At 53.6% G+C, this 25,812-nt stretch carries 44 protein-coding genes and 1 pseudogene; 6 read left to right on the top strand and 39 right to left on the bottom strand.

What is annotated here, in order from left to right; genetic code table 11:
• The first annotated feature begins 367 nt into the window (after positions 1-367).
• Positions 368-910, top strand: coding sequence for a gamma carbonic anhydrase family protein (locus ACJ8HN_RS24135; RefSeq protein ID WP_004929699.1), 543 nt, complete (start codon positions 368-370; stop codon positions 908-910).
• A gap of 38 nt (positions 911-948) precedes the next feature.
• On the opposite strand, the gene aroE is transcribed toward ACJ8HN_RS24135, so the two are convergent.
• Genes aroE through dprA form a run of 5 tightly spaced genes read right to left on the bottom strand, consistent with a single transcriptional unit; the run spans position 949 to position 4,493 of the window.
• Complete coding sequence (aroE, locus tag ACJ8HN_RS24130) at positions 949-1,767, bottom strand: shikimate dehydrogenase (RefSeq protein WP_442524042.1); 819 nt, start codon at positions 1,765-1,767, stop codon at positions 949-951.
• Between the two features lie 11 nt (positions 1,768-1,778).
• Positions 1,779-2,348 (bottom strand): L-threonylcarbamoyladenylate synthase type 1 TsaC, encoded by a 570-nt coding sequence (tsaC, locus tag ACJ8HN_RS24125; protein ID WP_060420261.1) that lies wholly within the window; start codon positions 2,346-2,348, stop codon positions 1,779-1,781.
• A 7-nt stretch (positions 2,349-2,355) separates the two neighbouring features.
• Positions 2,356-2,901, bottom strand: a complete 546-nt coding sequence (locus tag ACJ8HN_RS24120; RefSeq protein ID WP_004929705.1) for a DNA topoisomerase family protein — start codon at positions 2,899-2,901, stop codon at positions 2,356-2,358.
• Positions 2,902-2,926: 25 nt separating this feature from the next.
• Positions 2,927-3,400, bottom strand: coding sequence for a DUF494 family protein Smg (smg, locus tag ACJ8HN_RS24115; protein ID WP_033650013.1), 474 nt, complete (start codon positions 3,398-3,400; stop codon positions 2,927-2,929).
• Positions 3,372-4,493 (bottom strand): DNA-protecting protein DprA, encoded by a 1,122-nt coding sequence (dprA, locus tag ACJ8HN_RS24110; protein ID WP_089187497.1) that lies wholly within the window; start codon positions 4,491-4,493, stop codon positions 3,372-3,374. Before dprA ends, smg begins: the two co-directional genes overlap by 29 nt.
• Positions 4,494-4,626: 133 nt before the next feature.
• Between dprA and def the strand changes: the two genes are divergently transcribed.
• The 5 genes from def (at position 4,627) to mscL (ending at position 9,446) form a co-directional block, all read left to right on the top strand.
• Entirely contained in the window at positions 4,627-5,136 is a 510-nt protein-coding gene (gene def, locus ACJ8HN_RS24105) for a peptide deformylase (protein WP_033636244.1), read from the top strand.
• Positions 5,137-5,153: 17 nt separating this feature from the next.
• Positions 5,154-6,098, top strand: coding sequence for a methionyl-tRNA formyltransferase (gene fmt, locus ACJ8HN_RS24100; RefSeq protein ID WP_033655290.1), 945 nt, complete (start codon positions 5,154-5,156; stop codon positions 6,096-6,098).
• Between the two features lie 72 nt (positions 6,099-6,170).
• Entirely contained in the window at positions 6,171-7,460 is a 1,290-nt protein-coding gene (rsmB, locus tag ACJ8HN_RS24095; protein ID WP_442524041.1) for a 16S rRNA (cytosine(967)-C(5))-methyltransferase RsmB, read from the top strand.
• Between the two features lie 55 nt (positions 7,461-7,515).
• On the top strand, positions 7,516-8,892 hold the full coding sequence (gene trkA, locus ACJ8HN_RS24090) for a Trk system potassium transporter TrkA (RefSeq protein WP_033636248.1): 1,377 nt from the start codon (positions 7,516-7,518) through the stop codon (positions 8,890-8,892).
• A gap of 137 nt (positions 8,893-9,029) precedes the next feature.
• The gene (gene mscL, locus ACJ8HN_RS24085; RefSeq protein WP_025304493.1) at positions 9,030-9,446 is read left to right on the top strand and encodes a large-conductance mechanosensitive channel protein MscL; all 417 of its coding nucleotides are present in this window, start codon (positions 9,030-9,032) and stop codon (positions 9,444-9,446) included.
• Positions 9,447-9,504: 58 nt separating this feature from the next.
• Here the strand turns inward: mscL and ACJ8HN_RS24080 are convergent, their stop codons facing one another.
• The 34 genes and pseudogenes from ACJ8HN_RS24080 to tuf all read right to left on the bottom strand — a co-directional run.
• Complete coding sequence (locus ACJ8HN_RS24080; RefSeq protein WP_442524040.1) at positions 9,505-9,711, bottom strand: alternative ribosome-rescue factor A; 207 nt, start codon at positions 9,709-9,711, stop codon at positions 9,505-9,507.
• Positions 9,712-9,786: 75 nt separating this feature from the next.
• Positions 9,787-10,218 (bottom strand): Zn(2+)-responsive transcriptional regulator, encoded by a 432-nt coding sequence (gene zntR / locus ACJ8HN_RS24075; RefSeq protein ID WP_033636251.1) that lies wholly within the window; start codon positions 10,216-10,218, stop codon positions 9,787-9,789.
• The gene (locus ACJ8HN_RS24070) at positions 10,218-10,592 is read right to left on the bottom strand and encodes a DUF1992 domain-containing protein (RefSeq protein ID WP_049233351.1); all 375 of its coding nucleotides are present in this window, start codon (positions 10,590-10,592) and stop codon (positions 10,218-10,220) included. The genes zntR and ACJ8HN_RS24070 overlap by 1 nt, the downstream gene beginning before the upstream one ends.
• A 148-nt stretch (positions 10,593-10,740) precedes the next feature.
• Positions 10,741-11,130, bottom strand: coding sequence for a 50S ribosomal protein L17 (gene rplQ, locus ACJ8HN_RS24065; protein WP_004929726.1), 390 nt, complete (start codon positions 11,128-11,130; stop codon positions 10,741-10,743).
• Between the two features lie 40 nt (positions 11,131-11,170).
• Positions 11,171-12,160 carry a DNA-directed RNA polymerase subunit alpha gene (locus ACJ8HN_RS24060; protein ID WP_002919219.1) on the bottom strand — a complete coding sequence of 330 codons (990 nt, stop codon included), beginning with the start codon at positions 12,158-12,160 and terminating at the stop codon, positions 11,171-11,173.
• 25 nt (positions 12,161-12,185) lie between these two features.
• Complete coding sequence (rpsD, locus tag ACJ8HN_RS24055; protein ID WP_004929729.1) at positions 12,186-12,806, bottom strand: 30S ribosomal protein S4; 621 nt, start codon at positions 12,804-12,806, stop codon at positions 12,186-12,188.
• A 30-nt stretch (positions 12,807-12,836) separates the two neighbouring features.
• Positions 12,837-13,226 carry a 30S ribosomal protein S11 gene (gene rpsK, locus ACJ8HN_RS24050; protein WP_004929731.1) on the bottom strand — a complete coding sequence of 130 codons (390 nt, stop codon included), beginning with the start codon at positions 13,224-13,226 and terminating at the stop codon, positions 12,837-12,839.
• A 16-nt stretch (positions 13,227-13,242) separates the two neighbouring features.
• Positions 13,243-13,599, bottom strand: a complete 357-nt coding sequence (gene rpsM, locus ACJ8HN_RS24045) for a 30S ribosomal protein S13 (RefSeq protein WP_004929734.1) — start codon at positions 13,597-13,599, stop codon at positions 13,243-13,245.
• Between the two features lie 148 nt (positions 13,600-13,747).
• Entirely contained in the window at positions 13,748-13,864 is a 117-nt protein-coding gene (rpmJ, locus tag ACJ8HN_RS24040) for a 50S ribosomal protein L36 (protein WP_002227352.1), read from the bottom strand.
• A 33-nt stretch (positions 13,865-13,897) separates the two neighbouring features.
• The gene (gene secY / locus ACJ8HN_RS24035) at positions 13,898-15,229 is read right to left on the bottom strand and encodes a preprotein translocase subunit SecY (protein WP_004929740.1); all 1,332 of its coding nucleotides are present in this window, start codon (positions 15,227-15,229) and stop codon (positions 13,898-13,900) included.
• A 7-nt stretch (positions 15,230-15,236) separates the two neighbouring features.
• The gene (gene rplO, locus ACJ8HN_RS24030; RefSeq protein WP_004929742.1) at positions 15,237-15,671 is read right to left on the bottom strand and encodes a 50S ribosomal protein L15; all 435 of its coding nucleotides are present in this window, start codon (positions 15,669-15,671) and stop codon (positions 15,237-15,239) included.
• 3 nt (positions 15,672-15,674) lie between these two features.
• Positions 15,675-15,854, bottom strand: coding sequence for a 50S ribosomal protein L30 (gene rpmD, locus ACJ8HN_RS24025; protein ID WP_048232028.1), 180 nt, complete (start codon positions 15,852-15,854; stop codon positions 15,675-15,677).
• Positions 15,855-15,860: 6 nt separating this feature from the next.
• On the bottom strand, positions 15,861-16,361 hold the full coding sequence (rpsE, locus tag ACJ8HN_RS24020; protein WP_004929747.1) for a 30S ribosomal protein S5: 501 nt from the start codon (positions 16,359-16,361) through the stop codon (positions 15,861-15,863).
• A gap of 14 nt (positions 16,362-16,375) precedes the next feature.
• On the bottom strand, positions 16,376-16,729 hold the full coding sequence (rplR, locus tag ACJ8HN_RS24015) for a 50S ribosomal protein L18 (RefSeq protein WP_004929748.1): 354 nt from the start codon (positions 16,727-16,729) through the stop codon (positions 16,376-16,378).
• Positions 16,730-16,738: 9 nt separating this feature from the next.
• On the bottom strand, positions 16,739-17,272 hold the full coding sequence (rplF, locus tag ACJ8HN_RS24010) for a 50S ribosomal protein L6 (protein WP_004929751.1): 534 nt from the start codon (positions 17,270-17,272) through the stop codon (positions 16,739-16,741).
• A 14-nt stretch (positions 17,273-17,286) separates the two neighbouring features.
• Entirely contained in the window at positions 17,287-17,679 is a 393-nt protein-coding gene (gene rpsH / locus ACJ8HN_RS24005) for a 30S ribosomal protein S8 (RefSeq protein ID WP_442524039.1), read from the bottom strand.
• A 30-nt stretch (positions 17,680-17,709) separates the two neighbouring features.
• Positions 17,710-18,015, bottom strand: coding sequence for a 30S ribosomal protein S14 (gene rpsN / locus ACJ8HN_RS24000; protein ID WP_004929754.1), 306 nt, complete (start codon positions 18,013-18,015; stop codon positions 17,710-17,712).
• 13 nt (positions 18,016-18,028) lie between these two features.
• Positions 18,029-18,568 carry a 50S ribosomal protein L5 gene (gene rplE, locus ACJ8HN_RS23995; RefSeq protein WP_033636253.1) on the bottom strand — a complete coding sequence of 180 codons (540 nt, stop codon included), beginning with the start codon at positions 18,566-18,568 and terminating at the stop codon, positions 18,029-18,031.
• Between the two features lie 14 nt (positions 18,569-18,582).
• On the bottom strand, positions 18,583-18,897 hold the full coding sequence (rplX, locus tag ACJ8HN_RS23990; RefSeq protein WP_004929758.1) for a 50S ribosomal protein L24: 315 nt from the start codon (positions 18,895-18,897) through the stop codon (positions 18,583-18,585).
• A gap of 9 nt (positions 18,898-18,906) precedes the next feature.
• On the bottom strand, positions 18,907-19,278 hold the full coding sequence (gene rplN, locus ACJ8HN_RS23985; protein ID WP_000613954.1) for a 50S ribosomal protein L14: 372 nt from the start codon (positions 19,276-19,278) through the stop codon (positions 18,907-18,909).
• Between the two features lie 172 nt (positions 19,279-19,450).
• The gene (rpsQ, locus tag ACJ8HN_RS23980) at positions 19,451-19,705 is read right to left on the bottom strand and encodes a 30S ribosomal protein S17 (RefSeq protein ID WP_004929760.1); all 255 of its coding nucleotides are present in this window, start codon (positions 19,703-19,705) and stop codon (positions 19,451-19,453) included.
• Entirely contained in the window at positions 19,706-19,897 is a 192-nt protein-coding gene (rpmC, locus tag ACJ8HN_RS23975) for a 50S ribosomal protein L29 (protein ID WP_004929762.1), read from the bottom strand.
• Positions 19,897-20,307 (bottom strand): 50S ribosomal protein L16, encoded by a 411-nt coding sequence (rplP, locus tag ACJ8HN_RS23970; protein WP_004929764.1) that lies wholly within the window; start codon positions 20,305-20,307, stop codon positions 19,897-19,899. Before rplP ends, rpmC begins: the two co-directional genes overlap by 1 nt.
• A gap of 12 nt (positions 20,308-20,319) precedes the next feature.
• Positions 20,320-21,018 carry a 30S ribosomal protein S3 gene (gene rpsC, locus ACJ8HN_RS23965; protein ID WP_004929766.1) on the bottom strand — a complete coding sequence of 233 codons (699 nt, stop codon included), beginning with the start codon at positions 21,016-21,018 and terminating at the stop codon, positions 20,320-20,322.
• A gap of 17 nt (positions 21,019-21,035) precedes the next feature.
• The gene (gene rplV, locus ACJ8HN_RS23960) at positions 21,036-21,368 is read right to left on the bottom strand and encodes a 50S ribosomal protein L22 (RefSeq protein WP_002223844.1); all 333 of its coding nucleotides are present in this window, start codon (positions 21,366-21,368) and stop codon (positions 21,036-21,038) included.
• A gap of 14 nt (positions 21,369-21,382) precedes the next feature.
• Complete coding sequence (gene rpsS / locus ACJ8HN_RS23955) at positions 21,383-21,661, bottom strand: 30S ribosomal protein S19 (protein ID WP_004929772.1); 279 nt, start codon at positions 21,659-21,661, stop codon at positions 21,383-21,385.
• A 14-nt stretch (positions 21,662-21,675) separates the two neighbouring features.
• Positions 21,676-22,500 (bottom strand): 50S ribosomal protein L2, encoded by an 825-nt coding sequence (rplB, locus tag ACJ8HN_RS23950; protein WP_004929775.1) that lies wholly within the window; start codon positions 22,498-22,500, stop codon positions 21,676-21,678.
• Positions 22,501-22,518: 18 nt separating this feature from the next.
• A complete protein-coding gene (rplW, locus tag ACJ8HN_RS23945; protein WP_004951179.1) occupies positions 22,519-22,821 on the bottom strand; it encodes a 50S ribosomal protein L23 in 303 nt (100 codons plus the stop codon).
• A complete protein-coding gene (gene rplD, locus ACJ8HN_RS23940; protein WP_004929779.1) occupies positions 22,818-23,423 on the bottom strand; it encodes a 50S ribosomal protein L4 in 606 nt (201 codons plus the stop codon). Before rplD ends, rplW begins: the two co-directional genes overlap by 4 nt.
• Positions 23,424-23,433: 10 nt before the next feature.
• The gene (gene rplC, locus ACJ8HN_RS23935) at positions 23,434-24,063 is read right to left on the bottom strand and encodes a 50S ribosomal protein L3 (protein ID WP_015379265.1); all 630 of its coding nucleotides are present in this window, start codon (positions 24,061-24,063) and stop codon (positions 23,434-23,436) included.
• 32 nt (positions 24,064-24,095) lie between these two features.
• On the bottom strand, positions 24,096-24,407 hold the full coding sequence (rpsJ, locus tag ACJ8HN_RS23930; protein WP_001181005.1) for a 30S ribosomal protein S10: 312 nt from the start codon (positions 24,405-24,407) through the stop codon (positions 24,096-24,098).
• 379 nt (positions 24,408-24,786) lie between these two features.
• Entirely contained in the window at positions 24,787-25,266 is a 480-nt protein-coding gene (gene bfr / locus ACJ8HN_RS23925) for a bacterioferritin (protein ID WP_033636255.1), read from the bottom strand.
• A 73-nt stretch (positions 25,267-25,339) separates the two neighbouring features.
• Positions 25,340-25,534, bottom strand: coding sequence for a bacterioferritin-associated ferredoxin (gene bfd / locus ACJ8HN_RS23920; protein WP_015379266.1), 195 nt, complete (start codon positions 25,532-25,534; stop codon positions 25,340-25,342).
• A 131-nt stretch (positions 25,535-25,665) separates the two neighbouring features.
• Positions 25,666-25,812: pseudogene (tuf, locus tag ACJ8HN_RS23915) on the bottom strand (elongation factor Tu); the annotation flags it as partial.

Raw genomic sequence — 25,812 nt, 5'->3', positions numbered from 1 at the left:
GATTGTCTGATAAATTGTTAAAGAGCAGTGAGTTAGGCGCTTTCGCTTGCTAACTCGAGGTGGCGTATATTACGCTTTCCTCTTTCAGAGTCAACCCTAATTTTCAGGATTTTTTCTCTTTCTTCCCGGCCGCTGTGTGAAGTGAATCACTTGCGCCGTGTCGATGGAGGCGCATTATAGGGATCCGAGTTTTTTGCACAACCCCTTTTTTGATCTTTTCTTTCTGTTTGCACACTTTTCAGCCCTTCCGTGTGGATCTTGTGCGATCAGGGCCATTTTCAGCAGGATCCGGCGCTGCCGTTGGTTGTAATTCCATCGCCAGGGTCTAGTATTGCCGGTAAATATGATCCCGACGTGAGGCAGCACTATGTCCGATGCAGTACGTTCTTATCTTCAATACACCCCCAAACTCGGTCAGCGTGTCTTGATCGATCCTTCCAGCGTCGTGATCGGCGACGTCGATCTGGCGGATGACGTCAGTATCTGGCCGCTGGTCGCTATCCGCGGTGACGTCAATGCGGTAAAGATCGGCGCGCGCAGCAATATTCAGGACGGCAGCGTACTGCATGTGACTCACCGTTCCGAACACAACCCAGACGGTTATCCCCTGCTGATTGGGGAAGACGTGACCGTGGGCCATAAAGCCATGCTGCACGGCTGCGCCATCGGCAACCGGGTGCTGGTCGGTATGGGATCGATCCTGTTGGACGGTGTAGTAGTAGAAGACGACGTAATGATTGGCGCTGGCAGTTTGGTGGCGCCGGGCAAACGGCTGGCCAGCGGCTATCTCTATATGGGGAGCCCGGCACGCCAGGTTCGGCCGTTGACCGCCGCCGAGTTGGAAGGATTGCTTTATTCTTCTAACAACTATGTGCGTTGGAAAGACGAATACCTGTCGGAAGACATCTGACGGCCACCCCGTTCCCTATATAGAGAACGGGGTGGGAATTATGCCGCCAGTTCGCTGCGCAGCTGGCGCAATACCGGCTCGATCTCTGGCATCACTCCGTGCCAAAGCAGGAAAGCATGCGCCGCCTGCCCCACCAGCATGCCCAACCCATCGGCATATTCCGTTGCCCCTTGCTGCTGCGCCCAGGCCAGGAACGGCGTGACGCCCTGCTGATAGAACATGTCATAGCAACGGGTTTGCGCGTTCACCACACCTGCGGGCAACGCCGGGATCTCCCCGCTGATGCCGGACGCCGTCGCGTTGATCACCAGATCGAACGCTTGCTGATTCAGTTGATCCATCGGCGCCGCCGAGATCTCTCCCAGATGCCGGAAAGCGTCGGCCAACTCCTCGGCGCGGCTGAAGGTGCGGTTGGTGATCGTGAGCTGGCAGCCGAAAGACAGCAGCGGCAGGATCACGCCGCGCGCCGCGCCGCCGGCCCCCACCAGCAAGATGCGATCCTGCGGCCGGATCAATTGCTGACGCTGCAGATCGGTCAGCAAACCGATGCCGTCGGTGTTGTCCCCCAATAGACCGCCATTCGGCAATACCTTCAGGGTATTGACCGCGCCGGCCATCGCTGCGCGCTCGCTCAGCTCGGAAGCGGCCTCATAAGCGCGCTCTTTGAAAGGCACCGTGACGTTCGCCCCCATCCCTCCGGCGTGGATAAACGCCTGCAGGCTGGTTTCAAAACCGTCCAACGGCGCCAACACCGCTCCATAGGGATGCTCAATGCCAGTCTGGGCAGCGAACAGCGCATGAATTCGCGGCGACTTGCTGTGACCAATAGGGTTGCCAAATACCGCAAACTTCTCCATGCCCATTACCTCTAGCCCTGACGGATCTGTTCGCCGGTCAGAGCATCTCTGATTTCGGAAGGATTAAGACGGCCACCCACCTCGCCGGCCAATACCGGGAAAGCCTCGCCGAATTGCCGCGCGACTTCATCCGCACTGCGGCACGGCTCCAGCCCACTGAGATTGGCGCTGGTCGACACCAGCGGCTTGCCGTACTGCCGGCACAGTTGCTGCACCAACGGATGATCGCTGACGCGCACCGCCAGCGAGCTGAAACGCCCGGTCAGCAAGCGCGGCGTCTCCGGCCGGGCAGGCAACACCCAGGTTACCGGCCCAGGCCAGCTGGCGAACATCGTCACGCGCTGCTGTTCGCTGAGCGCGCTGTCGTCGATATAGGGCTTAAGCTGCGCATAGTCGGCGGCGATCAGAATCAGCCCCTTTTCCCACGGCCGCTGTTTCAATGCCAGCAAAGCATTGACCGCCTGTTCGCTGTCGGGATCACACCCCAGGCCGAATACCGCTTCGGTGGGATAGGCAATCACCTGCTGTTGATGCAAAGCATCGATGATAGATAAAAGGTTCGGGCTTAATTCTGAGTTCATGATGTGATTATTCTGTAGTCGCGACGGGTTTTCCGCACAGCTTGCTGGCACAGCACAGGACGGGGCCTTTTGCCGTACGTTTTTCCATCAGCAGCGGGTAATGGCAATAGGCGCATTCACCGGCGACGGGTTTAACATTGAGGGCGAATTGGCATTCCGGATAACGATCGCAGGAATGAAAAACCTTGCCGTAGCGCGATTTACGCTGCAACAGCTTGCCCTGACCGCACTGCGGACAGGTAATGGCGGTTTCATCAGGCTTATCGATCACTTCAGTGTGATCGCACTGCGGATAATCGCTGCAACCGATAAACATGCCATAGCGCCCCTGGCGCAGCACCAACGTCGCCTGACACTTCGGGCACTGCTGCCCATCCAGCACCTTGACGACATGCCCGTCGGCCTGCGCTTTCAGCGGCCGAATATATTGGCATTCAGGGTACTGGGAACAGCCGAGGAAGGGGCCGTGGCGACCGCTACGGATCACCAGCTCGGCCCCGCATTCCGGACAGGGTTCATTTTGCCTGGCGGCAAAAATCGCGTTTTTTGTCATAACGTCTTCTATGCGCGTTATCGGCTCAATGCAGATAACCTTCGTTCACTTCAAACAACAGTTCTTCCATTTGCTGATAGGCGCTTTCATATCCGGGAATATTAAACAGCACCATCAACACGACCCATTTCAGATCTTCGAGATCGAATTCCGCATTATCCAAAGCCATAACACGGTCGATAACCATTTCACGGGTTTCGAGGTTCAATACCTGAATCTGTTCCAGGAACAGGAGAAAACCACGGCAGCCGGCGTCCAAACGCGCGCTTTCCTCTTCGGTGTAGATCCGCATTGCCAGCGGATCGGCATCCATAAAGTAAGGCGCATTTTGACCTTCTTGCAGGTCAGCCAGCTTCTCAAGCCAATTCAACGCGTTGTAGATATCATCCCGATGAAACCCCGCCTGGGCGAGATCATCGGTCAGTTGATCCTGATCGACGCGCATCTCTGGTTCATTGTGGATATAAGTTTCAAACAAGTACATGAGTACGTCGAACATGGCTTGCCCTCCTTATTCGGACATAGCCGCCGGGTACAGCTGCGATCCACCCTGCTAACTCCAGTTCGAGTAACTTGATTACCACCACTGGCACAGGTTGGCCGGCACGTTCAGCGACGACGTCAACAGGTGTCACCTCATCTCCTACGTTAGCCAACACATCGGCAAATGGCAATTCAACTTCAGCCTGCGACGCACAAATAGTTGTATTTTCGTTCAGTGGCAGCCATTGAAGGCCGCTTCCCAGCAATTCTGCGATATCTTTCGGCCCGGTAACCAGATGCGCGCCCTGCTGAATTAGCCAGTGCGTGCCTTCGCTCATCGGGTTCCCTAACGGCCCCGGCAAGGCGAATACCTCACGCCCCTGCTCCAGCGCATAGCGGGCCGTCACCAGGGTGCCGCTGCGCAACGAGGCTTCTATGACCAGAACGCCCTGGCTCAGCCCGCTGATAATACGGTTGCGGCGCGGAAAATGGTCGGCCAGAGGCAAATCGGTGACCAAATGATCCGAAATCACCGCGCCGCCCTGCTCGACAATCTGCTCCGCGAGCCTGCGGTGCCGGCGTGGATAAACATTGGCCAACCCGCTGCCCAATACCGCTACCGTGCAACCGCCGGCCGCCAGCGCTGCGCGATGGCAAATGCCGTCGATGCCGATCGCCAAACCGCTGGTGATGGTGAAACCGCAACGCGCCAATTCCGCGGCGAAATGATTGGCCCAACGCTCGCCGTAGTGGCTGAACTGCCGGCTGCCAACCATGGCGAGCTGCGGGCGCAGCAACGCTTGAGGATCGCCCTCGATCAGCAAAAACAGCGGCGCATCATCGATCTGGGCCAGGCGTTCCGGATAGCCGGCCGCCCCATAGTTCAGCATGCGGTGCGCCGGCAGTTCCAGCCAACGCAGGCTGGCCGCCAGATAAGCGGGATCCGCTTGGTTGAACTGCGCCCGCTGCCGCTCGTTCAACCCCAGTTCACGCAACGCGCTGCGAGGCTCGCGCCCCATTTGCGATAGCTGCCGCACGAACCGGCTGGCCACGACGGTCTGCAGCCCCGTTACCCCTCGCATCCGTAAAGCGATCTCTTCCGGCCGCATCGTCTGTTCCCTCAGCAAAAACGGTGGTATTACCAATCTGAGCAATTGGTGCGCAATGCTGTCAATCAGGCCGGGAAATGTCTAGAATAGAGGTTAAACCTCGTTCATTACTCGGATACAGATCTAAAGATATATGTCAGTCTTGCAGGTATTACATTTCCCAGACGAGCGTCTGCGCAAAATCGCAGCGCCGGTAAAAGAAGTCAATGCAGATATCCAGCGCATCGTGGATGATATGTTTGAAACCATGTACGCAGAGGAAGGCATTGGCCTGGCTGCGACTCAGGTGGATATCCATCAGCGCATTATCGTGATCGACGTCTCCGAGAATCGCGATCAGCGCCTGGTGCTGATCAACCCGGAGCTGCTGGAAAAGAGCGGCGAAACCGGCATCGAGGAAGGCTGTCTTTCCATTCCCGAGCAGCGTGCGTTGGTACCACGTGCCGCGCAGGTGAAGATCCGCGCGCTGGATCGCGAAGGCAAACCTTTCGAACTGGAAGCGGACGATCTGCTGGCGATCTGCATCCAGCACGAGATGGATCACCTGATGGGTAAACTGTTCGTCGATTACCTGTCGCCGCTCAAGCGTCAGCGCATTCGTCAGAAACTGGAAAAAATGGCCAAGCTTCAAGCCCGCGCCTAACCGATCAGGAAATCAACGTGTCTGACTCTTTACGGATTATTTTCGCCGGAACACCAGACTTCGCAGCGCGTCATCTTGACGCGCTGTTGTCATCTGAGCACCAGATTGTCGGCGTTTTTACCCAGCCCGACCGCCCGGCAGGCCGCGGCAACAAGCTGACGCCAAGCCCGGTAAAAGTGCTGGCTGAGCAACACCAACTGCCGGTATTTCAGCCCAAATCGCTGCGCCCCGAAGAGAACCAGCGCCTGGTGGCCGATCTTAACGCCGACGTGATGGTGGTGGTTGCCTACGGGCTGATCCTGCCGCAGGCGGTGCTGGATATGCCGCGTCTCGGTTGCATCAACGTACATGGCTCGCTGCTGCCTCGCTGGCGCGGTGCGGCGCCGATCCAGCGCTCGCTCTGGGCCGGCGACAGCGAAACCGGCGTGACCATCATGCAGATGGACGTCGGTCTCGATACCGGCGACATGATGCACAAGATTGCCTGCCCGATTGAGAGCAGCGATACCAGCGCCAGTCTCTACGACAAGCTGGCGCAGCTCGGCCCGCAGGGCATGCTGACGACGCTGCGCCAAATGGCCGACGGCAGCGCCACCCGCGAAGTGCAGGACGACGCGCTGGTCACCTACGCCGAGAAGCTGAGCAAAGAAGAAGCTCGCCTGGACTGGACACTTTCCGCCGAACAACTGGAGCGCTGCATCCGCGCCTTCAACCCTTGGCCGATCAGCTACTTCACTATCGACGAGCAACCGGTGAAAGTCTGGCAAGCCAGCGTACTGGCGCAAAGCGCCAATGCGGAGCCGGGCACCGTTGTCCATGCCGACAAGCACGGCATTCAGGTGGCGACCGCCGACGGCATCCTCAATCTGATCCAACTGCAGCCCGCCGGCAAGAAACCGATGTCGGCGCAGGACCTGTTAAATTCACGCCGTGAATGGTTTACCCCGGGTAACCGGCTGTAAGTCACCCCACTGCCCGGCCGTTCATCGCCGGGCCGTTATTTTCTTAATGCCGATCGTTATCAGCTTCAGCCTATGAAAAATAATTACAATCTCCGCAGCATCGCTGCCAAAGCCATCGGCCAGGTGCTGGATCAAGGGCAGTCGCTCAGCACTGTCCTGCCGGCGCTGCAAACCGCCATCAGCGATAAGGACCGCGGGTTGCTGCAGGAACTGTGCTTCGGCACATTGCGCGTGCTGCCGCAGCTCGAATGGTGCATTCAACAATTGATGGCCAAGCCGCTGACCGGCAAGCAGCGTACGCTGCACTATCTGCTGATGGTCGGCCTGTATCAGCTGCTGTATACCCGTATCCCGCCGCACGCCGTATTGGCCGAAACCGTGGAAGGCGCGGTGGCGCTGAAACGCCCACAGTTGAAAGGCCTGATTAACGGCGTCTTGCGGCAATTCCAGCGCCAGCAGGAAGAGCTGCTGCAGCGCGCCGCCAACAATGACAGCCGCTATCTGCACCCGAGCTGGTTGCTGAAACGCATTCAACAAGCCTATCCCGCCAACTGGGAACAGATCGTCGACGCCAATAACCAGAAGCCACCAATGTGGCTGCGCGTCAACCGCCTGCATCACACCCGCGAAGCTTATCTGCAGTTGTTGACCGACGCAGGCATCGCCGCGGAGCCTCATTCAGACTATGCCGACGCGGTGCGTTTGCTGGCGCCTTGCGCCGTGACCGATCTGCCTGGGTTCGCCGACGGCTGGGTCACCGTGCAAGATGCCTCAGCCCAGGGCTGTGTCGATCTATTGGATCCGCAAGACGGTGAACAGATCCTCGATTTGTGCGCCGCGCCTGGCGGCAAAACCACGCATATTCTGGAAGCGGCGCCGAAAGCGCACGTCATGGCGGTCGATATCGACGAACAGCGCCTGGCGCGAGTGAAGGAAAACCTGCAGCGCCTGCGTTTGCACGCAGAGGTTAAGCTGGGCGATGGCCGCACCCCGCAGCAATGGTGCGGTGACAAGCTGTTCGACCGGATCCTGCTGGACGCGCCTTGTTCCGCCACCGGCGTGATCCGCCGTCACCCCGACATCAAATGGCTGCGCCGCGATCGCGACATCGCCGAACTCGCCACGCTGCAGGCCGACATCCTGGAAGCCGTCTGGCCCCATCTGAAATCGGGCGGCGTGATGGTTTACGCTACCTGCTCTATCCTGCCAGATGAAAACAGCAGCCAGATCGCCGCGTTCTTGCAGCGCCACGCCGATGCCAAGCTGGTTGAAACCGGCGATGCGCAGCGGCCGGGGCGGCAGAATATCCCGCATCCCGAGGACGGCGATGGCTTCTTTTACGCTAAGCTGATTAAAATGTAATGCTTCGGGGCGTGCGTGCGCGCCCTAAGTCTTTCAGTGTGAAGCAGAGAACACGATGAAAATAATTATTCTTGGTGCCGGTCAGGTTGGCGGGACGCTGGCGGAAAACCTGGTGGGTGAAAACAATGATATCACCGTCGTCGATACCGATTCCGGCCGGCTGCGTCAGCTGCAGGATAAATTCGATCTGCGGGTGGTTCAGGGGCACGGCTCTCATCCTCGGGTGCTGCGCGAAGCCGGCGCAGAAGACGCCGACATGCTGGTCGCCGTCACCAACTCCGACGAAACCAACATGGTTGCCTGCCAGATCGCCTATTCTCTGTTCAATACCCCCAACCGCATCGCCCGTATCCGCGCGCCGGAATATATCCGCGAGTCGGAGAAACTGTTCCTGCCGGAAGCGGTGCCGATCGACCATCTGATTTCACCGGAGCAGCTGGTCATCGACTATATCTACAAGCTGATTGAATACCCCGGCGCGCTGCAGGTGGTCAACTTCGCCGAAGGCAAGGTCAGCATCGCTGCGGTAAAAGCCTATTACGGCGGCCCGCTGGTCGGCAATGCGCTCTCTTCGATGCGCGAACACATGCCGCATATCGACACCCGCGTCGCCGCTATTTTCCGCCAGGACAGACCAATACGTCCGCAAGGCTCGACCATTATCGAAGCCGGTGATGAAGTCTTCTTCGTCGCCGCATCACAGCACATCCGCGCGGTGATGAGCGAACTGCAGCGGCTGGAAAAACCCTATAAGCGCATCATGATCGTCGGCGGCGGCAACGTCGGCGCCGGCCTGGCCGCCAAGCTGGAAAAAGACTACAACGTCAAACTGATCGAGCGGAACCAGCAACGCGCCGCCGAACTGGCCGAGCAGCTGCACGATACCATCGTGTTCTACGGCGATGCCTCCGACCAGGAGCTGCTGGCCGAAGAGCACGTCGAACAAGTGGATGTCTTCATCGCCATCACCAACGACGATGAGGCCAACATCATGTCCGCCATGCTGGCCAAGCGCATGGGCGCCAAGAAGGTGATGGTCTTGATCCAGCGCCGCGCCTATGTCGATCTGGTGCAGGGCAGCGTGATCGATATCGCCATTTCGCCGCAGCAGGCGACCATCTCCGCCCTGTTGGGGCACGTGCGCAAAGCGGATATCGTCAGCGTCTCGTCGCTGCGCCGCGGCGTGGCGGAAGCGATCGAAGCGATTGCCCACGGCGATGAAAGCACGTCCAAAGTGGTCGGCCGCATCGTCGAAGACATCAAGCTGCCACCGGGTACCACCATCGGCGCGATCGTACGTGGCGACGACGTGATCATCGCCAACGGCAACAGCAAAATCGAACAGGGCGATCACGTCATCATGTTTATTACCGACAAGAAATTCGTGCCGGACGTTGAACGCCTGTTCCAACCGAGCCCGTTCTTCTTGTAGAACAAATTTATTAGGCGGTGGTCTATAATCGCGTAGTTGTTCTCTGCCTTGGGAGGAGATAAAACTTCTCTCCTTTTGTGGCAAAGGGAAATTGCTTTGTTAAACTTGAGTTATTAATTCTGCAAGGGGTGCGTTCTATGAGTATGTTGAAAGAGTTTCGCGAATTTGCCATGCGTGGCAACGTGGTCGATCTGGCCGTCGGTGTGATTATCGGTGCCGCATTCGGCAAGATTGTTTCGTCCTTCGTGGCCGATATCATCATGCCACCACTGGGGTTACTGATCGGCGGCGTCGACTTTAAACAATTCCATCTGGTATTACGTGAAGCTCAGGGCGCCGTACCGGCGGTGGTAATGAACTACGGTTCATTCATTCAAACCGTATTCGACTTCGTGATTGTCGCCTTCGCCATCTTCCTGGCAATTAAATTGATGAACAAAATGCGCCGCAAGCAGGAAGAAGCGCCGGCAGCGCCGCCAGCACCTACCGCAGAAGAGAAACTGCTGACGGAAATCCGTGACCTGCTGAGCCAGCAACAGCAGCCAAAACTATAAAACAGCGTTTGGTTATGCCAATAAAAAGCCACCTGACGAAGGTGGCTTTTTTAATGCCTTAAAACCAGAAGGCCAGTGGTAAATTATCGCTTGATAGTTTACCACTGGCCTCCCAGTTACCGCCTTTGCTGTATTTTTCTTTACGCCGATAGCTGCCTTTGCCTTTCACATTCTTTTCTACTCGTTGACGGAATAGCGGATCATGCAGCAGCGCCTCAATGGCGTTATCTTGAATCTGACCTTTAGTGTGACGATATTTCGTCATGATAATGCTCCTGTAAAAGGTGTGGTGATAAAACGGGGCGATAATACTGCCGGCGGTATAAAAATTAAAGTGCCGTCAGCAACCTTTTTTGCCTTTTTCATCGCTGGCGCCCTGTTCCAAGGCTTCCAGAATAGAACAATAATTGCTGGTATGGGCAGTACCGCAGCAGGCATCACTCAGCCGCTTCAGCGATTCGCGCATGCGAGTCAACTCCGCCAACTTGCTTTCCACTTCGCTCAGGCGCGCATCGACGATCGACTTCGACTCCTGGCAGGTATGATGTTCAGGATCGACGCGGATCGACAGCAGCTCAGCGATCGTTTCCAGAGTAAATCCCAGCTGCTTGGCATAGCGAATGAAGCGCAGCCGCTGCAGATCCTGCTCGGTGTAGAGCCGATAACCACCTTCGGTGCGGACATTGTGATCCATCATGCCCTGCTTTTCATAGTAACGCACGGTATCCGGCGTCACTTCGGCAAGCTTGGCCAACTGACCTATCTTGAACATTACTTCTCCTCCCGGGTGAATTTGCCGTCCAATGCACGCTGATATTCACCATGCAAGAAATCCGTACTCATCCCAGCCTGACGCAACCGGTGCTCCAGCAGCGCCATGCGTTTGCTGAGTTCGACATAGTCCTGATGCTCACTGTTAATCCCTTGCAGCAAACGAGCAACGGTCAACGCCTCTTTGCGATCTTCCAGCGCCGGCGGCAGGTAACCGGCATTTTTCAGCAAACGGTAACCGGCGCGCAGTTCAGCCGGCACCGCGCTGTCATCTTCCAGCGCCAACGGTTGACCCTGGCCGGGCAGATTGTCGAACTCGCCTTTATCCTGGGCATCAAGGATATGGCGCTCCGCCCATTGATCGAGCAGCCCCATGAAAGACAGCCTCGGTTAGCCTAATGATTAAGCCTTAGCATAGCGGATAGGGACGGGGATCTTAAGCGCAGCGGGGGAATTACGCACATTTGGCTGGGTTTGGACGTAAAAAAACCGGGCAAGCCCGGTTTTTTTACGCGTCTACAGATTACTCTGCAGTTGCTACTTCTGCTTGAGACTCAGCACGATCAACCAGCTCGATGTATGCCATCGGCGCGTTGTCGCCTGCGCGGAAGCCACACTTCAGAATGCGAGTGTAACCACCGGCACGGCTCGCGAAACGCGGGCCCAGCTCGTTAAACAGTTTTGCCACGATCTCGTTATCACGAGTACGGGCGAATGCCAGACGACGATTAGCTACGCTGTCGGTCTTGGCAAGAGTAATCAGCGGCTCAACAACGCGACGCAGCTCTTTTGCTTTTGGCAGGGTCGTCTTGATGATCTCATGACGAACCAAAGAGCCGGCCATGTTACGGAACATAGCCTGGCGATGGCTGCTGTTACGGTTCAGTTGACGACCACTCTTACGATGGCGCATGACCTTATCCTTCTCAGTAAAACCTTAACCTGTGATCCGGTTACTCGTCAGCAATGCTTGCCGGCGGCCAGTTTTCCAGGCGCATGCCCAGAGACAGACCACGTGAGGCCAGCACGTCTTTAATCTCGGTAAGAGATTTTTTACCCAGGTTTGGCGTTTTCAGCAACTCAACCTCGGTACGCTGTACCAGATCACCGATGTAGTGGATAGCTTCTGCCTTGAGGCAGTTAGCAGAGCGGACAGTCAATTCCAGATCGTCAACAGGGCGCAGCAAGATCGGATCGAATTCCGGTTTCTCTTCTTTAACTTCCGGCTGACGTACATCACGCAGGTCAACGAAAGCTTCAAGTTGTTCAGCCAGAATGGTGGCCGCACGGCGGATCGCCTCTTCAGGATCGATCGTGCCATTGGTCTCCATCTCGATGACCAGCTTATCCAAGTCAGTACGCTGTTCTACACGCGCAGCTTCAACATTGTAGGCGATACGCTCTACAGGGCTGTAGCAGGCGTCAACCAACAGACGACCGATTGGGCGCTCATCTTCTTCCGAATGAATTCGGGCAGAAGCCGGCACATAACCGCGACCGCGCTGAACTTTGATACGCATGCTGATAGCCGCGTTCTCATCAGTCAGGTGGCAGATCACGTGCTGAGGCTTGACGATTTCGACATCACCATCATGGGTGATGTCGGCAGCGGTCACAGGGCCAATGCCAGATTTATTCAGGGTAAGAATAACTTCGTCTTTGCCTTGAACTCTCACCGCCAGCCCTTTCAGGTTGAGCAGGATCTCCAGGATATCTTCCTGTACGCCTTCTTTGGTGCTGTACTCATGCAGTACACCATCAATCTCAACCTCGGTCACCGCGCAACCCGGCATAGATGAAAGCAGAATACGGCGCAGTGCGTTGCCAAGAGTATGGCCAAAGCCACGCTCTAAAGGCTCAAGGGTCACCTTGGCGTGCGTCGAACTGACTTGCTCGATATCTACCAGGCGCGGTTTTAGAAACTCTGTCACAGAACCCTGCATTGTGTCCTCTCTTTGGTACTAAGCTTTACTTGGAGTAAAGCTCGACGATCAGGTGTTCGTTAATGTCCGCAGACAGATCGGTACGTTCAGGCATACGCTTGAACACGCCTTCCATCTTAGCAGCATCAACTTCCAGCCAAGTCGGCTTTTCACGCTGCTCAGCCAGCTCCAGAGAAGCTTTAACACGAGACTGCTTTTTAGCTTTCTCGCGGATGCTGACTACGTCATTCGGAGATACCTGATAAGAAGCGATGTTAACAACGCGACCGTTTACCATAACTGCTTTGTGGCTAACCAGCTGACGTGACTCTGCACGAGTAGCGCCGAAGCCCATACGGTAAACAACGTTGTCCAGACGACCTTCCAGCAGCTGCAACAGGTTTTCACCGGTGTTGCCCTTCAGGCGGGTTGCTTCTTTGTAATAGTTACGGAATTGACGCTCCAGAATGCCGTACATACGGCGAACTTTCTGCTTCTCACGCAACTGAACACCGTAATCAGACAGACGCGGTTTACGCGCACCGTGCTGACCAGGTGCTTGTTCAATTTTACACTTGGAATCGATCGCGCGAACGCCAGACTTAAGGAACAGGTCTGTGCCCTCACGACGGCTCAGCTTGAGCTTAGGACCCAAATATCTTGCCATTTTCTTTCTCCAACAATCCTAAAAGCTGCGTTACACGCGGCGCTTTTTCGGCGGACGACAACCGTTATGAGGGATCGGAGTCACATCAGTAATGTTAGTGATGCGGAAACCAGCCGCGTTCAGAGCGCGGATAGTAGACTCACGACCAGGACCAGGTCCTTTAACCATAACTTCCAGGTTCTTGATACCGTATTCTTTTACTGCGTCAGCACAACGTTCTGCTGCAACCTGTGCTGCGAACGGAGTGGACTTACGAGAACCACGGAAACCGGAACCACCGGCTGTTGCCCAACCCAAAGCATTACCCTGACGATCAGTGATGGTAACGATGGTGTTGTTGAAAGAAGCATGGATATGAGCCACGCCGTCAGAGACTTGCTTTCTTACACGCTTACGTGTACGAACAGGTGCCTTTGCCATTATTCAATAACCCCGATTATTTCTTGATCGGCTTGCGCGGACCCTTACGGGTACGAGCGTTGGTCTTGGTGCGCTGACCGCGTACCGGCAGACCACGACGATGACGCAAACCACGATAGCAACCAAGGTCCATAAGACGCTTGATGCTCAGGGTAATTTCACGACGCAAATCACCCTCAACGGTGTATTTGGCAACTGCATCACGAAGCTTTTCGATTTGCTCTTCAGACAGCTCACTGATCTTAACATTTTCAGCAATACCCGTGGATGCACAGATAGCCTGTGAACGGGTTTTACCGATACCGAAGATCGACGTTAAGGCGATAACGGTATGTTTATGATCAGGAATGTTAATGCCTGCTATACGGGCCACTATGCACTCCTACTATTTTATACAGCAACACCATTCTGAAAAGCCCGTTTTCAGGATACTCAAATAGTGTTGCAGTGCGACATACAAAAGATTGGCTGGCTAATCTAGCCAGCTCAACCCAACTTTGCAAGAAAAATATGCGAGATAATCAGCCTTGACGCTGTTTATGCTTCGGCTCGGCGCTGCAAATCACACGAACGACACCGTTACGCTTAACGATTTTGCAGTTACGACATAATTTCTTGACGGAAGCACGAACTTTCATTTTTACTCTCCGTAACTTCTCAAACGAATCTGACTAGCGGTTATAGCCTTTCAGATTTGCTTTCTTCAATGCAGACTCGTACTGACTTGACATCATCAGAGTTTGCACTTGAGCCATAAAGTCCATGATGACGACAACCACGATCAGTAGCGAGGTACCACCAAAGTAGAATGGTACTTTCATTGCATCACGCATGAACTCCGGGATCAGGCAGATGAAAGTAATGTACATCGCGCCCACCAGGGTTAAACGCGTCATTACTTTATCGATATACTTCGCCGTTTGCTCTCCCGGACGAATTCCTGGTACGAAGGCACCGGACTTCTTCAGGTTATCTGCTGTCTCACGCGGGTTGAAGACCAACGCCGTGTAGAAGAAACAGAAGAAGATGATTGCAGACGCATAGAGTAACACATAAAGCGGTTGCCCTGGCTGCAAATACAGCGAAATCGTAGTCAGCCAGTTCCAACCGGTACCGCCCCCAAACCATGATGCAATCGTGGCCGGGAACAGAATAATGCTGGAAGCGAAAATCGCCGGGATAACACCCGCCATGTTCACTTTCAACGGTAAATGTGTGCTCTGTGCTGCATAAACACGACGACCTTGTTGACGCTTCGCATAGTTAACGACGATACGACGTTGACCACGCTCGATGAAAACAACGAAGAAGGTTACTGCAAACACCAATACTGCAACCAACAGCAGCAGGAGGAAGTGCAGGTCGCCTTGCCGCGCTTGCTCGATAGTATGGGCCACTGCCGGCGGGAGCCCCGCTACAATACCCGCGAAGATAATGATCGAGATACCGTTGCCGATACCGCGTTCAGTAATCTGCTCACCCAGCCACATCAGGAACATTGTCCCGGTTACCAGGCTCACAACCGCAGTAAAGTAGAATGCAAAGCCTGGATTTAACACCAGGCCCTGCATACCAGGCATATTCGGCAGACCGGTAGCAATACCGATCGACTGGAATATGGCCAATACCAGCGTACCGTAACGGGTGTACTGGCTAATCTTACGACGGCCAGCCTCCCCTTCTTTCTTGATTTCCGCCAACGCTGGATGAACCACCGTCAGCAGTTGGATAATGATCGACGCCGAGATATACGGCATGATCCCCAGAGCAAAGATAGAAGCACGGCTGAGGGCACCACCAGAGAACATGTTAAACATTTCAATGATAGTGCCTCTCTGCTGCTCAAGCAATTTGGCAAGCACAGTGGCATCGATACCAGGAATCGGAATGAAAGAGCCGATGCGGAAGACAATCAGCGCGCCGATGACAAACAAAAGTCTGCGCTTCAGCTCGCCGAGCCCGCCTTTAGCACTTTGAAAATCTAATCCTGGTTGCTTAGCCATCTGCTACTTATTCCTCAATTTTACCGCCAGCAGCCTCGATAGCAGCACGAGCGCCTTTGGTGACACGCAGACCACGCAGGGTTACCGGACGAGCGACTTCGCCAGAAAGTACAACTTTCGCGAATTCGATCTGGACACCAACTACGTTAGCGGCTTTCAGCGCGTTCAGGTCGATAACATCGCCTTCAACCAGAGCCAGTTCAGACAGACGAACTTCTGCCGTGATCATCGCTTTGCGTGAAGTGAAGCCGAATTTCGGCAGACGACGGTACAGAGGCATCTGACCACCTTCGAAACCACGACGTACGCCACCGCCAGAACGAGACTTCTGACCTTTGTGACCACGGCCGCCGGTTTTACCCAGGCCAGAACCAATACCACGACCTACACGCTTAGGCGCATGCTTGGCACCTTCAGCCGGAGACAGAGTATTTAAACGCATCTGTTACTCCTCAACTTTAACCATGTAGGAAACCAGGTTGACCATACCGCGAACAGCAGGAGTATCCTCGCGCTCTACGGTGTGACCAATACGACGCAGACCCAGACCGAGCAGAGTAGCTTTATGCTTCGGCAGACGGCCAATTGAGCTGCGAGTTTGTGTAACTTTAATAGTCTTAGCCATGGTCAATTACCCCAGAATGTCGGCAACGGATTTACCACGCTTAGCAGCGACCATTTCAGGAGACTTCATATTCGCCAGAGCGTCGATAGTTGCACGAACCACGTTGATCGGGTTGGTGGAACCATAAGCTTTAGCCAATACGTTGTGCACCCCAGCAACTTCGAGAACGGCGCGCATTGCACCGCCCGCGATGATACCGGTACCTTCATGAGCAGGCTGCATGAACACGCGAGAACCCGTGTGAGCGCCCTTAACAGGGTGCTGCAGGGTGCCGCTGTTCAGCGCGACGTTCATCATGTTGCGACGGGCTTTTTCCATCGCTTTCTGGATCGCTGCTGGAACTTCGCGTGCTTTGCCGTAGCCAAAACCAACGCGACCGTTACCATCACCAACTACAGTCAGTGCGGTAAAGCTGAAAATACGGCCACCTTTTACGGTTTTAGATACGCGGTTTACCGCGATCAGCTTTTCCTGCAGTTCGCCAGCTTGTTTTTCGATGTGAGCCATCTTAAACCTCTTCCTTAGAACTGAAGGCCAGCTTCACGGGCAGCATCTGCCAGTGCCTGGACTCGACCATGATATTGGAAACCGGAACGGTCAAAGGATACTTTCGCAATCCCTTTTTCCAACGCGCGCTCAGCCAGAGCTTTACCTACGGCTGCTGCTGCGTCTTTGTTACCGGAATACTTCAGTTGCTCCGCGATAGCTTTTTCTAAAGTAGAAGCGGCTACCAGTACTTCAGAACCGTTTGGAGCAATCACCTGTGCGTAAATGTGACGCGGGGTACGATGTACCACCAGGCGGGTTGCACCCAGCTCTTGGAGCTTGCGGCGTGCGCGGGTCGCACGACGGATACGAGCAGATTTCTTATCCATAGTGTTACCTTACTTCTTCTTAGCCTCTTTGGTACGCACGACTTCGTCGGCGTAACGAACACCTTTGCCTTTGTAAGGCTCAGGACGACGGTAAGCACGCAGATCTGCTGCTACCTGGCCAATTACCTGCTTATCAGCGCCTTTCAGCACGATTTCAGTTTGGCTTGGGCATTCAGCAGTGATACCTGCCGGCAGCTGGTGATCGATAGGGTGAGAGAAGCCCAGGGCCAAATTCACCACGTTGCCTTTAACGGCAGCACGATAACCAACACCTACCAGTTGAAGCTTTTTGGTGAAGCCTTCGGTAACACCAACAACCATTGCGTTCAGCAGAGCGCGCGTGGTACCCGCTTGAGCCCATGCGTTAGCAAAACCTTCGCGCGGAGCGAAAGTCAGTGCGTTAGCTTCTTGCTTCACTTCAACGGCGTCGTGGATAGTACGAGTCAACTCGCCGTTTTTACCCTTAATCGAAATAACCTGACCGTTGAGTTTTACCTCTACGCCGGCAGGAATGACGACGGGTGCTTTTGCAACACGAGACATTCTTTCCTCCCGAATTAAGCTACGTAGCAGATAATCTCGCCACCAAGACCAGCCTGGCGAGCTGCACGATCGGTCATAACACCTTTAGAGGTAGAAACAACAGCGATACCCAAACCGGCCATAACTTTTGGCAGCTCATCTTTTTTCTTGTAGATGCGCAGACCTGGACGGCTGATACGTTGAATGCTTTCTACCACAGCTTTGCCCTGGAAGTACTTCAGTACCACTTCCAGAACAGGCTTGGCGTCGCCTTCGATTTTGAAATCTTCAATAAAACCTTCTTCCTTCAGCACGTTGGCAATTGCCACTTTCAGCTTGGAGGAAGGCATGGTGACCGCAACTTTGTTCGCGGCTTGACCGTTACGGATACGGGTCAGCATATCCGCGATCGGATCTTGCATGCTCATCTGTCTTTACTCCCGTGATTCAATTGGTAATTACCAGCTAGCCTTTTTCAAGCCTGGTACTTCACCGCGCATAGCGGCTTCACGAAGCTTAATACGGCTCAACCCGAATTTGCCCACATAACCATGTGGACGGCCAGTTTGGCGGCAGCGTTTACGCTGACGAGACGGGCTGGAATCACGCGGCAGAGTTTGCAGCTTGAGAACGGCATTCCAACGATCTTCATCGGATGCGTTCACATCAGAGATAATAGCTTTCAGTTCAGCGCGTTTTGCAAAGAACTTGTCAGCTAATTTCACGCGCTTGACTTCGCGTGCTTTCATTGATTGCTTAGCCATCAGTAACCCTGCCTTACTTGCGGAACGGGAAGTTAAAAGCAGCCAGCAGCGCGCGGCCTTCATCATCAGATTTCGCAGTAGTGGTAATGGTAATATCCAAACCACGAACGCGATCGACTTTGTCGTAGTCGATTTCTGGGAAGATGATTTGCTCACGCACGCCCATGCTGTAGTTGCCACGGCCATCGAATGACTTGGCGGACAGGCCACGGAAGTCACGGATACGTGGAACAGCAATGGAGATCAGGCGCTCAAGGAACTCCCACATGCGTTCGCCACGCAGAGTTACTTTACAGCCGATCGGATAGCCCTGACGGATTTTGAAGCCTGCAACAGATTTGCGGGCTTTGGTGATCAACGGTTTTTGACCGGAGATAGCTGTCAGGTCCGCTGCGGCGTTATCCAGCAGTTTCTTGTCAGCAATCGCTTCACCAACACCCATGTTCAGGGTGATCTTCTCGACCCGAGGGACTTGCATGACAGAGTTGTAATCAAACTGAGACATCAGTTGTTTGACTACCTCGTCTTTGTAGTAATCATGCAGTTTCGCCATCGTATTACTCCAAATTACTTGATAGTTTCGCTGTTAGATTTGAAGAAACGGACTTTTTTGCCGTCTTCGAATCTAAAGCCTACACGGTCAGCCTTGCCGGTAGCCGCGTTGAAGATAGCAATGTTAGAAACCTGAATTGCAGCTTCTTTTTCAACAATGCCGCCTGGTTGGTTCAGAGCCGGAACCGGCTTCTGGTGTTTCTTAACCAGGTTGATGCCTTCAACAATGACCTTGCCAGCAGACAGGACATTTTTTACTTTACCGCGCTTACCTTTGTCTTTCCCGGTAATCACGATAACTTCGTCATCACGACGGATCTTCGCTGCCATGTTCGCTCCTTAGAGTACTTCTGGTGCCAGAGAGATAATTTTCATGAACTTCTCATTACGCAGTTCACGAGTTACCGGCCCAAAAATACGCGTACCGATTGGCTGCTCGCTGTTATTGTTCAAAATAACGCATGCATTGCCATCGAAGCGAATGACAGAACCGTCCGGGCGACGTACACCCTTCTTGGTGCGCACCACTACCGCCTTCAGAACATCGCCTTTCTTCACCTTACCGCGAGGAATTGCTTCCTTGATGGTAATTTTGATGATGTCGCCGACGCCTGCGTAGCGACGGTGCGAGCCACCTAGAACCTTGATACACATTACGCGACGTGCACCGGAGTTGTCGGCGACGTTCAGCATAGTCTGTTCTTGGATCATTTTAGTGCTCCGCTAATGTCAACTACTACTTTAAAGACCCAAGTAAAAATTAGGCCGTTGAAAAGCCCCATAACCGAGGGCGCAGCATTATAACACCGCTTACTTGGTATGGGTAGAAAAAATAAACGGCTCATTTTCTGAGCCGTTTATTAAGTGAGAGCCAGCTACTCTATTACAGAATCGCTTTCTCTACAACGCGAACCAGCGTCCAGGACTTGGTCTTGGACAGTGGGCGGCATTCGCGGATTTCCACCACGTCGCCGGTACCACATTCGTTGTTCTCGTCATGTACGTGCAGCTTGGTCGTACGTTTGATGAATTTCCCGTAGATCGGGTGCTTCACAGTACGTTCGATAGCAACAACGATGGATTTCTCCATTTTATCGCTAACAACACGACCCTGCAGGGTACGGATAACTTCAGTCATTTACACACCCGCCTTTTGAGTCAGTAAAGTCTTAACGCGTGCGACGTCACGACGCACTTGTTTCAACAGGTGAGTTTGTTGCAGCTGGCCACTGGCCGCCTGCATGCGCAAGTTGAATTGCTCACGCAGCAGGTTGAGCAGCTCGGCATTCAGCTCTTCAACGCTTTTTTCACGCAGCTCTTGTGCTTTCATTACATCACCGTCTTAGTTACAAAGGTGGTTTTGATCGGCAGTTTCGCTGCTGCCAGTTTGAATGCCTCGCGGGCAACCTCTTCTGGCACGCCGTCCATTTCGTACAGGACCTTACCAGGCTGGATCAGGGCAACCCAATACTCCACGTTACCCTTACCTTTACCCATACGCACTTCCAGCGGCTTCTCGGTGATCGGTTTGTCCGGGAATACACGGATCCAGATCTTGCCTTGACGCTTAACTGCACGAGTCATTGCACGACGAGCTGCTTCGATTTGACGAGCAGTCAGACGGCCACGGCCAACAGCTTTCAGACCGAAAGTGCCGAAGCTAACATCCGTACCTTGCGCCAGACCACGGTTGCGGCCCTTGTGCACCTTACGGAATTTTGTACGCTTTGGTTGTAACATCAGCGACTCTCCTTACTTGCGGCCTTTACGCTGCTGCTTTTTAGGTTGAGCAGCCGGTTCCGGTTGTTCAACTGCAGCCATACCACCCAGGATCTCACCTTTGAAGATCCATACCTTAACGCCGATTACACCATAAGTGGTGTGCGCTTCAGATGTGTTGTAGTCGATGTCCGCACGCAGAGTGTGCAATGGAACACGACCTTCGCGGTACCATTCGGTACGTGCGATTTCAGCGCCGCCAAGACGGCCGCTTACTTCAACTTTGATACCTTTAGCGCCAAGACGCATTGCGTTCTGTACTGCACGCTTCATAGCACGACGGAACATCACGCGACGTTCCAGCTGAGAAGTGATGCTGTCAGCAACCAATTTAGCGTCGAGTTCCGGTTTACGGACTTCGGCGATGTTGATCTGTGCAGGAACGCCAGCGATGTCCGCTACGACCTTGCGCAGTTTTTCGACGTCTTCACCTTTCTTGCCGATAACGATGCCTGGGCGAGCAGTGTGAATGGTCACACGGATGCTCTTCGCAGGACGCTCGATAACGATGCGAGAAACGGAAGCTTTCGACAGTTCCTTAGTCAGGAATTGACGAACTTTAAAGTCGCTGTCCAGGTTGTCAGCGAATTCTTTGGTATTCGCATACCAAGTAGAGTTCCAAGGTTTGACAATACCCAGGCGAATACCATTAGGATGTACTTTCTGACCCATTGCTAGTCTCCAGAGTCTCAGCGATCGGACACAACCACAGTAATGTGGCTGGTGCGCTTCAGGATGCGATCTGCACGACCTTTTGCACGCGGCATAATGCGCTTCATGCTTGGGCCTTCGTCTACGAAGATTTTCGTAACTTTCAGATCATCGATGTCAGCGCCATCGTTGTGTTCTGCGTTAGCAATGGCAGACTCCAGCACTTTCTTAACCAGACCAGCAGCTTTCTTGTTGGTGTAGGTCAGAGTTTCCAGAGCTTGCGACACTTTCTTACCGCGAATCAGGTCAGCAACAAGGCGAACCTTCTGAGCAGAAGAACGAGCGTGGCGATGTTTAGCGATAGTTTCCATCTCTTCCTCCTACCTTAGCGCTTTTTAGCTTTTTTATCAGCCGCATGGCCGCGATAAGTACGAGTCGGCGCGAATTCACCCAGTTTGTGACCGACCATTTCATCGGAAACGAACACTGGTACGTGCTGACGACCATTATGGACAGCGATGGTCAAACCGATCATGTTAGGAAAGATCGTTGAACGACGGGACCAAGTGCGCAAAGGCTTCTTGTCACCGCTTTCCACCGCTTTCTCTACCTTCTTCAGCAAGTGCAGGTCAATAAAAGGACCTTTCTTGAGAGAACGTGGCATGGCTTATCCTCTAATTATTTTTTGCTACGGCGACGTACGATGAACTTATCAGTACGCTTGTTGCTACGGGTCTTCTTACCTTTGGTCTGAACGCCCCACGGAGTTACCGGGTGCTTACCAAAGTTACGACCTTCACCACCACCGTGCGGGTGATCTACCGGGTTCATCGCCGTACCGCGAACGGTAGGACGAACACCACGCCAACGTGCAGCACCTGCTTTACCCAGAACGCGAAGCATGTGTTCAGCGTTACCGACTTCACCCAGGGTGGCGCGGCAATCAGCTGGAACTTTACGCATTTCGCCGGAGCGCAGACGCAGAGTTACGTAGGAACCATCACGAGCAACGATCTGAACGTAGGCACCAGCGGAGCGAGCCATCTGGCCGCCTTTACCTGGTTTCATTTCTACGTTGTGAACCGTTGAACCAACTGGAATGTTGCGCATCGGCAGGGTGTTACCCGCTTTGATTGCAGCATCAACGCCAGATTGAATCTGGTCACCAGCTTTCAGGCCTTTCGGCGCCAGGATGTAACGGCGTTCGCCGTCTTTGTACAGAACCAGCGCGATGTTCGCGGAACGGTTCGGATCGTACTCCAGACGCTCAACCACAGCAGGGATACCGTCTTTGTTGCGCTTGAAGTCAACCAGACGATAATGTTGCTTGTGGCCACCACCGATATGACGGGTGGTGATACGGCCATTGTTGTTACGACCACCGCTTTTGCTCAGTTTTTCCAGCAGCGGGGCATAAGGTTTACCCTTGTGCAGCTCAGGGTTAACCACTTTAACAACGTGGCGACGACCCGGAGATGTAGGTTTACATTTAACAATTGCCATTGTTCTTACTCCTCCGACTTACTCTGCGCCGCCGATGAAGTCCAGATTCTGGCCTTCTTTCAGGGTGACGTAAGCTTTTTTCCAGTCGCTACGACGACCAACACGCTGACCGTGACGCTTCACTTTCCCTTTAACTACCAGGGTGTTCACGTCTTCGACTTCGACTTCAAACAGTTTCTGCACTGCAGCTTTGATTTCTGCTTTGGTCGCGTCTTTGGCAACTTTGAGAACGATGGTGTTGCTTTTTTCCATCGCAGCGGATGCTTTTTCAGATACGTGCGGTGCACGCAGCACTTTCAGCAAACGTTCTTCACGGATCATGCCAGCATCTCCTCAACTTGCTTCACAGCATCAGCAGTCATAACCACTTTGTCGAAGGCGATCAGGCTAACCGGATCGATACCTGCTACATCGCGCACGTCAACCTTGTACAGGTTGCGAGCTGCCAGGAACAGATTCTCATCCAGTTCACCGGTCACGATCAGCACGTCTTCCAGAGCCATATCTTTCAGTTTCTGTGCCAGCAGCTTAGTTTTAGGCGCTTCTACAGAGAACTTCTCGACAACGATCAGACGATCTTGACGTACCAGTTCGGACAGGATGCTTTTCAGCGCGCCGCGGTACATCTTTTTGTTTACTTTCTGACTGTGGTCCTGTGGCTTAGCAGCAAAGGTCACGCCGCCTGAACGCCAGATCGGGCTCTTTACAGAACCTGAACGCGCACGGCCGGTGCCTTTCTGACGCCATGGCTTTTTGCCGGAACCAGTTACTTCAGCACGGGTCTTCTGAGCACGGGTACCTTGACGGGCACCTGCTGCATAAGCAACAACAACCTGGTGTACCAGCGCTTCGTTGAAATCACGACCGAAGGTAGTTTCGGAAACAGTCAGCGCGCTTTGCGCGTCTTTCAATACTAATTCCATTGCTATCCCCTTACGCCTTCACAGCTGGTTTAACGATCAGGTTGCCACCGGTTGCGCCCGGTACAGCACCCTTAACCAGCAGCAGGTTGCGCTCAGCGTCAACACGTACTACGTCCAGGCTCTGAACGGTTACGCGCTCATCACCCAGGTGGCCAGCCATTTTCTTGCCTTTGAACACTTTGCCCGGAGTCTGGTTCTGACCGATAGAACCCGGAACGCGGTGAGACAAGGAGTTACCGTGGGTAGCGTCTTGGGTACGGAAGTTCCAGCGCTTAACAGTGCCAGCAAAACCTTTACCTTTAGAAGTACCGGTAACATCGACTTTTTTAACGTCAGCGAAGATTTCTACGCTAATTTCCTGACCTGCAGCGAATTCTTGACCTTCTTCCAGGCGGAATTCCCACAGACCACGGCCAGCTTCAACGCCAGCTTTAGCGAAATGGCCCGCTTCCGGCTTGGTTACACGGTTAGCTTTTTTGCTACCGGTGGTAACCTGAACGGCACGGTAACCGTCGGTGTCCAGGCTTTTAACCTGAGTCACGCGGTTCGCTTCAATTTCAATTACGGTTACTGGGATAGAAACGCCATCTTCAGTGAAGATACGGGTCATACCCACTTTTTTACCGACTAAACCAATCATTGTTTCAACCTCTCAATCGCTCAATGACCTGATTAACCCAGGCTGATCTGCACGTCTACACCGGCAGCCAGATCCAGACGCATCAGAGCATCAACGGTTTTCTCGGTTGGCTCAACGATGTCAACCAGACGCTTGTGAGTGCGAATCTCGTACTGATCGCGCGCGTCTTTGTTGACGTGCGGAGAAATCAGAACGGTAAAGCGCTCTTTGCGAGTTGGCAGCGGGATCGGACCACGGACTTGCGCACCAGTGCGCTTTGCAGTCTCGACGATTTCCGCGGTTGATTGATCGATCAGACGATGATCAAACGCTTTCAGGCGGATACGGATTCTTTGGTTCTGCATGAGACCAGAGCTCCAATTATTTATAAACGTAAATAATTACTCCTCACACCCATTTCGATTGATGGGGGAGTGTAATCGTCAACATATAACCCCCATATCGGGAGTATTGTTCGAGAGGCAAAAAAGGCCTGCCAATCGACTGATTCGCTAAAATCAGGCTTACCAAGATTAGGTAAGCCCGCGCATTATACGCAAAATGGCCGAGGAAGCAAGCCGCAGTTGGAAATATGCTCAGGAAATCGTCATTTTTGCGCGCTCAGATGCAGTCGCGAGATGAAGGCGGCAAACAGGGTATGAATTATGCTTGGTAGGGACGCTCCCCTGCCCCGCCGTAAAAACGGTTGCCGGCAGGAGAAACGATGACGAACAGAAGGCAGGTTTACTCTTTGCGCTCTAGAACCTGAGCCTGGGCATAGTTTTGAATACCGAGGCGAGCGATCAGATCCAGCTCGGTTTCCAGCCAGTCGATATGCTCTTCTTCATCGGCCAGGATGTCGATCATTAAATCGCGGCTGACGTAATCGTGGATCGAGTCGGCATAGGCGATACCTTCGCGCAGGTTTTTGGCACCCGCCAGCTCCAGCGCCAAATCGGAACGCAGCATCTCTTCAATGTCTTCGCCGATGTTCAGCTTGCCGAGATCTTGCAGGTTCGGGATCCCTTCCAGGAACAGGATACGCTCGATGTAGCGATCGGCATGTTTCATTTCGTCGATCGACTCGTGGTACTCCTTGTCGTTGAGGCGCATTAACCCCCAATTCTTGAACATGCGGGCGTGCAGGAAATATTGATTGATGGCAACCAGCTCGTTACCGAGCAGCTTGTTGAGGTGAGCAATGATCTTTTTATCGCCTTTCATAGGTAACTCCTCCTGGCCAGTTCTAAAAGTGTAGAACCTGTAAGCCAAGAGTCAAAAATAACCTTACCCTTTGTTAGGCAACTTCATGCATTGGGATGATAGTTCCGCGTTCCTCCACCATAATCTGTCTTGCCTGACGAATGCACTTTCCACAATCGGTACCAATCGGCACAAGTTCACGCAGCTGCTTCATGGTATGGGGATTGTGCTGACGCACCGCATTACGGATGGCTTTGTCAGTCACCGCATTACACAGACATACATACATAGAGAGACTCACTTCTTAACCAATGCACTGAGTCTAAATGGGAATGGTTTTTATTTCAATTAAGATTTAAACAAATTGCATAAAAAAAGGGCACCGAAGTGCCCTTTTTTGTGTCGAAAAATTATTCGCGATTAAGCGATAACTTTAGCAACAACGCCCGCGCCAACGGTACGGCCGCCTTCACGGATTGCGAAACGCAGACCGTCGTCCATCGCGATTGGGTGAATCAGGGTTACAACCATGTTCACGTTGTCGCCTGGCATTACCATCTCTACGCC

Origin of the sequence: Serratia sp. CY29653 (genome assembly GCF_052169255.1) — a bacterium.
GTDB lineage: Bacteria > Pseudomonadota > Gammaproteobacteria > Enterobacterales > Enterobacteriaceae > Serratia > Serratia sarumanii.
The sequence above is the reverse complement of the archived record's forward strand: the minus strand, read 5'-3'. Positions and strand labels throughout refer to the sequence as shown.